We start from the raw sequence: 7,938 nt of genomic DNA, 5'->3' as shown, positions 1-7,938 counted from the left end.
CGGTGGCCGCGCCCGCCCCCGCGCCGGGCACGAAGTTCGTGCCGCCGCCGTCGGGCGACCTGCGCTACGGCGCCTACTTCAACGGCAACCTGAACGGCACCGCCACGATCCACTGGGTCAACGACGGCAGCCGCTACCGCCTGCGCATCGAGATCCCGGTGCCGTTCGTCGGCCCGTACGTGTACGAGAGCCTCGGGCGCTTCGACGCATTCGGCGTCGCGCCCGACCGCTACACCGAGCAGCGCGGCCGCCGCCCGGCCGACATCGCGATCTTCAATCGTCAGACCAGGCAGATCGTGTTCACGCGCACGCCCGATTCGCTCAAGCTCGCCGACGGCACGCAGGACCGCTTCAGCCTGCTGATGCAGTTGTCGGGCCTCGTGCACGGCGCGCCGAACGTGTACCAGCCCGGCGTCGCCCGCGAATTCTTCGTGATCGACAACAACAGCGGCGAAACCTGGCCCATCGTGACGATCGGCGACGAAACCATCCGCACCGCCACCAGTTCGCTCGAGACGCGCCACTTCCGCCGCCTGCCGCGCCGCGCGGGCGATACGCGCCGCATCGACATCTGGCTCGCGCCGTCGCTCGACTGGTTGCCGGTGCGGCTCGTGCAGACCGAACCGAACGGCACCGAAATCGAATTGCTGTGGCAAGGGCGCGGCGCGCCGACGATCGGGCTCGGGTATGACGAATCGGCGGCGACGGAGGCCGAACCGGCCGCAGCGGCGTCGTCCGCATCGGCCGCTTCGACCACGCCGGGAACGCCGGCCGCCTCGGCCGCCGACGCCCCGTCGGCAGCGGCGCCGGCCTCCGCGCCGGATTCAGCGCCCAGGTAATTTCGACCGACCCGGCGCGTCTTTTTGCTTCCCGGTAAACTTGCGACACACTGTTGACAATGTTTTGCAACGTGAATCGCGGACCAGAGGAGAATCGGAAACGTTTCATCGAAATCGGTCTCTAACCGATGCGCCCAGTGCCACACGCGGGCGTGCAGCGCCAACCCCTTGAAACCGGCCAGGCCCGCCCCATCTTCGGAGCATTCGGCCTGACAGCCACAGCAAAGAGGAGTGCCGCCATGCAAATGATCTACAACAGCCCCAACTACTGCGTTGTCGAATTTCCTCCGCAGCTCGGTCACCACGCCATGAATTCCGGCGGCTACGAGATCGTGGACAAGAATGCGCAGCGCGAGATCTTTATCGAAGGCGAACTGGCCGCACGTTTCCGGGATCATGTCCGTCAACTGATCGAGGACGAGCCCTCGCTCGACGAAGTCGACGAATTCCTCGGCCAGTTCGACAGCCTCATGACCCAGCCGGTGGTGCTGCACTGACCGGCTCGCGCGCACCGCTTCGGCGGTGCGCGGCGGATTCCGGGCCGGGCGGCCGCACTTCCCGCCGGCTCCGCGCCTCCGCGCTGCACGACCGAACCCCCGCCCGGCTTGCCGCGCGGGGGTTTTTCATTGGGCGCCGGATTACCCCCGCGCCGGGCGGGGCGGTCACGCACCCGCTACAATGGCGGTTTTTCCGACATCGCCGCCCGCTCGCCATGCCGACCAAGCCGTCCGTCCGTCTCGCCCCCGCCGCGCGCTACACGCGCGGCGCCGACCTGCCCGCGCTGCTGCAAAGCCGGATCCTGATCCTCGACGGCGCAATGGGCACGATGATCCAGCAGTACAAGTACGACGAAGCGGCCTATCGCGGCCCGCGCTTCGCCGATTTCCATCGCGACATCAAGGGCAACAACGAGCTGCTGTCGCTGACGCAGCCCGACACGATCCGCGAGATCCACGATCAATACTTCGCGGCCGGCGCCGACATCGTCGAAACCAACACGTTCGGCGCCACCACCGTCGCGCAGGCCGATTACGAGATGGAACATCTCGTGGTGGAGATGAACGTCGAATCGGCGCGGCTCGCGCGCGAGGCGGCCGTCAAGTATTCGACGCCGGACAAGCCGCGCTTCGTCGCGGGCGCCATCGGCCCGACGCCGAAAACGGCCAGCATCTCGCCCGACGTCAACGATCCGGGCGCGCGCAACGTCACCTACGACGAACTGCGCGACGCGTACTACCAGCAGGCCAAGGCGCTGCTCGACGGCGGCGTGGATCTGTTCCTGGTCGAGACGATCTTCGACACGCTGAACGCGAAGGCCGCGCTGTTCGCGCTCGATCAGTTGTTCGAGGACACCGGCGAGCTGCTGCCGATCATGATCTCGGGCACCGTCACCGATGCCTCCGGCCGCATTCTCTCGGGCCAGACGGTCGAGGCGTTCTGGAATTCGCTGCGCCACGCGCGTCCGCTCACGTTCGGCCTGAACTGCGCGCTGGGCGCGGCGCTGATGCGCCCGTACATCGCCGAGCTGGCCAAGCTGTGCGACACCTATGTGTCCTGCTACCCGAACGCGGGCCTGCCGAACCCGATGGCCGACACCGGCTTCGACGAAACGCCCGACATCACCTCGGCCCTGCTCAAGGAATTCGCGCAGGCCGGCCTCGTGAACCTGGCAGGCGGCTGCTGCGGCACCACGCCCGCGCACATCGCCGAAATCGCCAAGGCGCTGGCCGACGTGAAGCCGCGCCGCTGGCCGTCGCATTACCGCGAAGACGAAGCCGCCTGAGGCCCACCGCCGCCCTCGCCCCCGCCCGCGCCGCCTGACGCGCAGGCGCCGAACCGCGCCCCCTACGATACGCATCCGCACCGCCATGACCGACCACACCATGCGACTCGCCGGCCTCGAGCCGTTCAACGTCACCGACGGCACCCTGTTCATCAACGTCGGCGAACGCACCAACGTCACCGGCTCGAAGGCGTTCGCGCGGATGATCCTGAACGGCCAGTTCGACGAGGCGCTCGCGGTCGCGCGCCAGCAGGTCGAGAACGGCGCGCAGGTGATCGACATCAACATGGACGAGGCGATGCTCGATTCGAAGGCGGCGATGGTGCGCTTCCTGAATCTGATCGCGTCGGAGCCGGACATCGCGCGCGTGCCGATCATGATCGACTCGTCGAAGTGGGACGTGATCGAGGCCGGCCTCAAGTGCGTGCAGGGCAAGGCGATCGTCAACTCGATCTCGCTGAAGGAAGGCAAGGAACCGTTCATCCACCACGCGAAGCTGATCCGCCGCTACGGCGCGGCGGCCGTGGTGATGGCGTTCGACGAAACCGGCCAGGCCGATACGTTCGAGCGCAAGACCGAGATCTGCACGCGCTCCTACCAGGTGCTGGTGGAGGAATGCGGCTTCCCGCCCGAGGACATCATCTTCGACCCGAACATCTTCGCGGTCGCCACGGGCATCGAGGAACACAACAACTACGCGGTCGACTTCATCGAGGCGACGCGCTGGATCAAGCAGAACCTGCCGCACGCGAAGATCAGCGGCGGCGTGTCGAACGTGTCGTTCTCGTTCCGCGGCAACGACCCGGTGCGCGAGGCGATCCACACCGTGTTCCTGTATCACGCGATCCAGGCCGGCATGGACATGGGCATCGTCAACGCGGGCCAGCTCGGCGTGTACGCCGACCTGGACGCCGAGCTGCGCGATCGCGTGGAAGACGTGGTGCTGAACCGCCGCGAAGACGCCACCGACCGCCTGCTCGAAGTCGCCGACAAGTTCAAGACGGGCGCGGCGAAGAAGGAAGAGAACCTCGAGTGGCGCAACCAGCCGGTCGAGAAGCGGCTCGCGCACGCGCTCGTGCACGGCATCACGAATTTCATCGTCGAGGATACCGAGGAAGCCCGCGCCAAGATCCACGCCGCCGGCGGCCGCCCGATCAACGTGATCGAAGGCCCGCTGATGGACGGCATGAACGTGGTCGGCGACCTGTTCGGCCAGGGCAAGATGTTCCTGCCGCAGGTGGTGAAATCGGCGCGCGTGATGAAGCAGGCCGTGGCCCACCTGATCCCGTTCATCGAGGAAGAAAAGCGCCTGCTCGCGGAAGCGGGCGGCGACGTGCGCGCGAAGGGCAAGATCGTGATCGCCACCGTCAAGGGCGACGTGCACGACATCGGCAAGAACATCGTGTCGGTGGTGCTCCAGTGCAACAACTTCGAAGTGGTCAACATGGGCGTGATGGTGCCCTGCAACGAGATCCTCGCGAAGGCGAAGGTCGAGGGCGCGGACATCATCGGCCTGTCGGGCCTGATCACGCCGAGCCTGGAAGAAATGGCCTACGTCGCGTCCGAAATGCAGCGCGACGATTATTTCCGCGTGAAGAAGATCCCGCTGCTGATCGGCGGCGCGACCACCTCGCGCGTGCACACGGCCGTCAAGATCGCACCGCATTACGAAGGCCCGGTGGTGTACGTGCCGGACGCGTCGCGTTCGGTGTCGGTGGCGTCGAGCCTGCTGTCGGACGAAGGCGCCACGCGCTACCTCGACGATCTGAAGAGCGAATACGACCGCATCCGCGATCAGCACGCGAACAAGAAGCAGCAGCCGATGGTCACGCTGGCCGAGGCGCGCGCCAACAAGACCAGGATCGATTGGTCGAGCTACACGCCCGTCAAGCCGAAGTTCATCGGCCGCCGCGTGTTCAAGAACTACGACCTGAACGAGCTGGCGAACTACATCGACTGGGGCCCGTTCTTCCAGACCTGGGATCTGGCCGGCCCGTACCCGGCGATCCTCAACGACGAGATCGTCGGCGAATCGGCGCGGCGCGTGTTCTCGGACGGCAAATCGATGCTCTCGCGCCTGATCCAGGGCCGCTGGCTGCAGGCCAACGGCGTGATCTCGCTGCTGCCGGCCAACACGGTGGGCGACGACGACATCGAGATCTACACCGACGACACCCGCACCGAAGTGGCGATGCGCTGGAGCAACCTGCGCCAGCAGAGCGTGCGCCCGGTGGTAGACGGCGTGATGCGCCCGAACCGCTCGCTGGCCGATTTCATCGCGCCGAAGGAATCGGGCGTGGCCGACTACATCGGCATGTTCGCCGTGACGGCCGGGCTCGGCGTCGAGGCGAAGGAACGCCAGTTCGAGGCCGATCACGACGACTACAGCGCGATCATGCTGAAGGCGCTGGCCGACCGCTTCGCCGAAGCGTTCGCCGAGGCGATGCACGCGCGCGTGCGCCGCGAGCTGTGGGGCTACGCGGCCGGCGAAACGCTCGACAACGACGCGCTGATCGCCGAGAAATACGCCGGCATCCGCCCCGCGCCGGGCTACCCGGCCTGCCCGGATCACCTCGTCAAGCAGGCGATGTTCGACGTGCTGCGCGCCGACGAGATCGGCATGAGCGTGACCGAATCGCTGGCGATGCTGCCGGCGGCGAGCGTGTCGGGCTTCTACCTGGCGCATCCGGACAGCACGTATTTCTCGGTCGGCAAGATCGCCGCCGATCAGGTGGCCGATTTCGCGGCGCGGATGGCGCTGTCGGACGACGATGCGCGCCGGGCGCTGGCGCCGTTGCTGTAAGCGCGCCAGGCAGGCCCCAAGCGAACGTGAGCGGGCCGAATCGTCAGACCAATGACGATGCGGCCTCGCTGGGCACACGCCCAAAACAAAAAAGCCCGCCGTGAAGGCGGGCTTTTTGCTGTGCCGCGAGGCGCGGCCGGAGCGCGCGGGCTCAGAACCCCCAGTGCACGTCGGCGTTCTGCGCCTTCGCCGCGCGCAGCATGCCGAGGAACGGCGCCACGCGTTGCGCCACGCTCGGCGCGACTTCGTGGTGGTCGTGATCGGCTTCGTCCTCGTGGAAATGGCCGCCGTGCTCGGCGCTGGCGCGGCGAGCCTGGTCGGTCACGGCCTCGAGCTTCGCGATCGCGCCGTCCAGTTCCTCATGGGTGATGACACCGCGCTCGCCCAGCGGCTTGCCGACAATGCCGAGCACGTACACCGCAAAGTCCTTCAGCACGTCGAGATCCTGTGCCGCCTTGCTCTTGAAGGTAATCATGATCGCAATATCCTTTCAGCTTTTGTTGTGCTTTGCCGGCTCGCCGGCCGGCTGGCGCGGATGAAAATTGGGGCCGCGCCGACGCATTGCGTCTGGGGGGCATATTAGCACCTGTTAAAATTCGCGGATTCCTGAAACGCGCGCCCGCCGGGCGTGCCGTCGGGCCGGTTCCCCGAAGCCGCCGACAACGACCATTCTCGACAGCATGCTGCCTGCCCAAAAACTCATTCTCGAAACCCTGCTCGCCGACAGCGTGACGCAGGCCGTCCAGGCCATCAAAGGCGAATCCGAAGCCGCCTTCGTCGCGCCTGCCATCACGCTCGAGCGCCCGAAATCGGCCGCGCACGGCGACGTGGCCTGCAACGTCGCGATGCAGCTCGCCAAGCCGCTCGGCACCAATCCGCGCCAGTTGGCCGAGAAGATCGTCGCCGCCATCGGCACGCATCCGGCCGCGGCCGGGCTGGTCGAGGCCGCGGAAATCGCCGGCCCTGGCTTCATCAACCTGCGCCTGAGCGCGGCCTCGAAGCAGGCCGTGATCGGCGCGGTGTTCACCGAGCGCGAGGCGTTCGGCCGCTCGGAGCGCGACGCCGGCCGCCGCGTGCTGCTCGAATTCGTCTCGGCCAACCCCACCGGCCCGCTGCACGTCGGCCACGGCCGCCAGGCTGCGCTCGGCGACGTGCTGGCCAACGTGCTGGCCAGCCAGGGCTACGCGGTGCACCGCGAGTTCTACTACAACGACGCCGGCGTGCAGATCGGCAACCTGGCGCTGTCCACGCAGTGCCGCGCGCGCGGCCTGAAGCCGGGCGACGCCGATTGGCCCGAAGCCGCCTACAACGGCGAATACATCGCCGACATCGCCCGCGACTACCTGGCCGGCGCCACCGTCTCGGCCAGCGACGGCGAGCCGGTCACCGCCAAGGGCGACATCGAGGACATCGAGGCGATCCGCAAGTTCGCCGTCACCTACCTGCGCCGCGAGCAGGACATCGACCTGAAGGCGTTCGGCGTCAAGTTCGACCAGTACTACCTCGAATCGTCGCTGTACCAGGAAGGCCGCGTCGAGAGCACGGTGAAGGCGCTGGTCGACGCCGGCATGACCTACGAGCAGGAAGGCGCGCTGTGGCTGCGCACCACCGACGAAGGCGACGACAAGGATCGCGTGATGCGCAAGACGGACGGCACGTACACGTACTTCGTGCCCGACGTCGCCTACCACGTCACCAAGTGGCAGCGCGGCTTCACCAAGGTCATCAACATCCAGGGCTCGGACCACCACGGCACGATCGCGCGCGTGCGCGCCGGCCTGCAGGGCCTGCACATCGGCATCCCGAAGGGCTATCCCGATTACGTGCTGCACAAGATGGTCACGGTGATGCGCGACGGCCAGGAAGTTAAGATCGCGAAGCGTGCCGGCAGCTACGTGACGGTGCGCGACCTGATCGAATGGTCGGGCGGCGCGACGCCGGGCTCGGAAAGCTCGCCCGAGCAGATCGACGAAGCCGTCATCACGCGCGGCCGCGACGCCGTGCGTTTCTTCCTGGTCTCCCGCAAGGCTGACACGGAATTCGTGTTCGATATCGATCTGGCGCTGAAGCAGAACGACGAGAATCCGGTGTATTACGTGCAGTACGCGCACGCGCGGATCTGCTCGGTGCTGAACGAGTGGAAATCGCGTCACGGCGCCGACGAGTCGATCCTCGGCGGCGCGGATCTCTCCCCGCTCGACAGCAAGGCCGCCACCTCGCTGCTGCAGAAGCTGGCCGAATACCCGGACATGCTGACGCACGCGGCCGGCGAGCTGGCGCCGCACGCGGTCGCGTTCTACCTGCGCGACCTCGCGGGCGAGTTTCACTCGTTCTACAATGCGGAGCGCGTTCTCGTCGACGACGAAACGCTGCGCACCGCACGCATCGCGCTGCTGGCCGCGACGCGCCAGGTGCTCGCGAACGGCCTCGCGGTGCTCGGCGTGTCGTCGCCGAGCAAGATGTAAACACCGGGCCGGCAACGGCGGCCGCGCGCTCGCGCGGCCGCGCCACAC

General features: G+C 67.2%; 6 protein-coding genes. 5 read left to right on the top strand and 1 reads right to left on the bottom strand.

Annotated features, from left to right (window positions below; genetic code table 11):
• The 4 genes from G3N92_RS12230 to metH all read left to right on the top strand — a co-directional run.
• A partial coding sequence (locus tag G3N92_RS12230) for a DUF3108 domain-containing protein (protein ID WP_206127733.1) occupies window positions 1–839 on the top strand: 839 nt, incomplete at its 5' end.
• 239 nt (window positions 840–1,078) lie between these two features.
• Window positions 1,079–1,336: a DUF3567 domain-containing protein gene (locus G3N92_RS12225; protein WP_206127732.1), complete on the top strand. Its 258-nt coding sequence runs from the start codon at window positions 1,079–1,081 to the stop codon at window positions 1,334–1,336.
• A 215-nt stretch (window positions 1,337–1,551) separates the two neighbouring features.
• Window positions 1,552–2,622 (top strand): homocysteine S-methyltransferase family protein, encoded by a 1,071-nt coding sequence (locus G3N92_RS12220; RefSeq protein WP_206127731.1) that lies wholly within the window; start codon window positions 1,552–1,554, stop codon window positions 2,620–2,622.
• An 85-nt stretch (window positions 2,623–2,707) separates the two neighbouring features.
• Window positions 2,708–5,425, top strand: coding sequence for a methionine synthase (metH, locus tag G3N92_RS12215; RefSeq protein ID WP_206127730.1), 2,718 nt, complete (start codon window positions 2,708–2,710; stop codon window positions 5,423–5,425).
• 151 nt (window positions 5,426–5,576) lie between these two features.
• On the opposite strand, the gene G3N92_RS12210 is transcribed toward metH, so the two are convergent.
• A complete protein-coding gene (locus tag G3N92_RS12210; RefSeq protein WP_206127729.1) occupies window positions 5,577–5,900 on the bottom strand; it encodes a DUF1840 domain-containing protein in 324 nt (107 codons plus the stop codon).
• 205 nt (window positions 5,901–6,105) lie between these two features.
• Here G3N92_RS12210 and argS point away from each other — a divergent pair, with 205 nt between their 5' ends.
• Window positions 6,106–7,890, top strand: coding sequence for an arginine--tRNA ligase (gene argS / locus G3N92_RS12205; RefSeq protein ID WP_206127728.1), 1,785 nt, complete (start codon window positions 6,106–6,108; stop codon window positions 7,888–7,890).
• Window positions 7,891–7,938: the final 48 nt, after the last annotated feature.

Origin of the sequence: Burkholderia sp. Ac-20379 (assembly GCF_017104645.1) — a bacterium.
GTDB lineage: Bacteria > Pseudomonadota > Gammaproteobacteria > Burkholderiales > Burkholderiaceae > Burkholderia.
The sequence above is the reverse complement of the archived record's forward strand: the minus strand, read 5'-3'. Positions and strand labels throughout refer to the sequence as shown.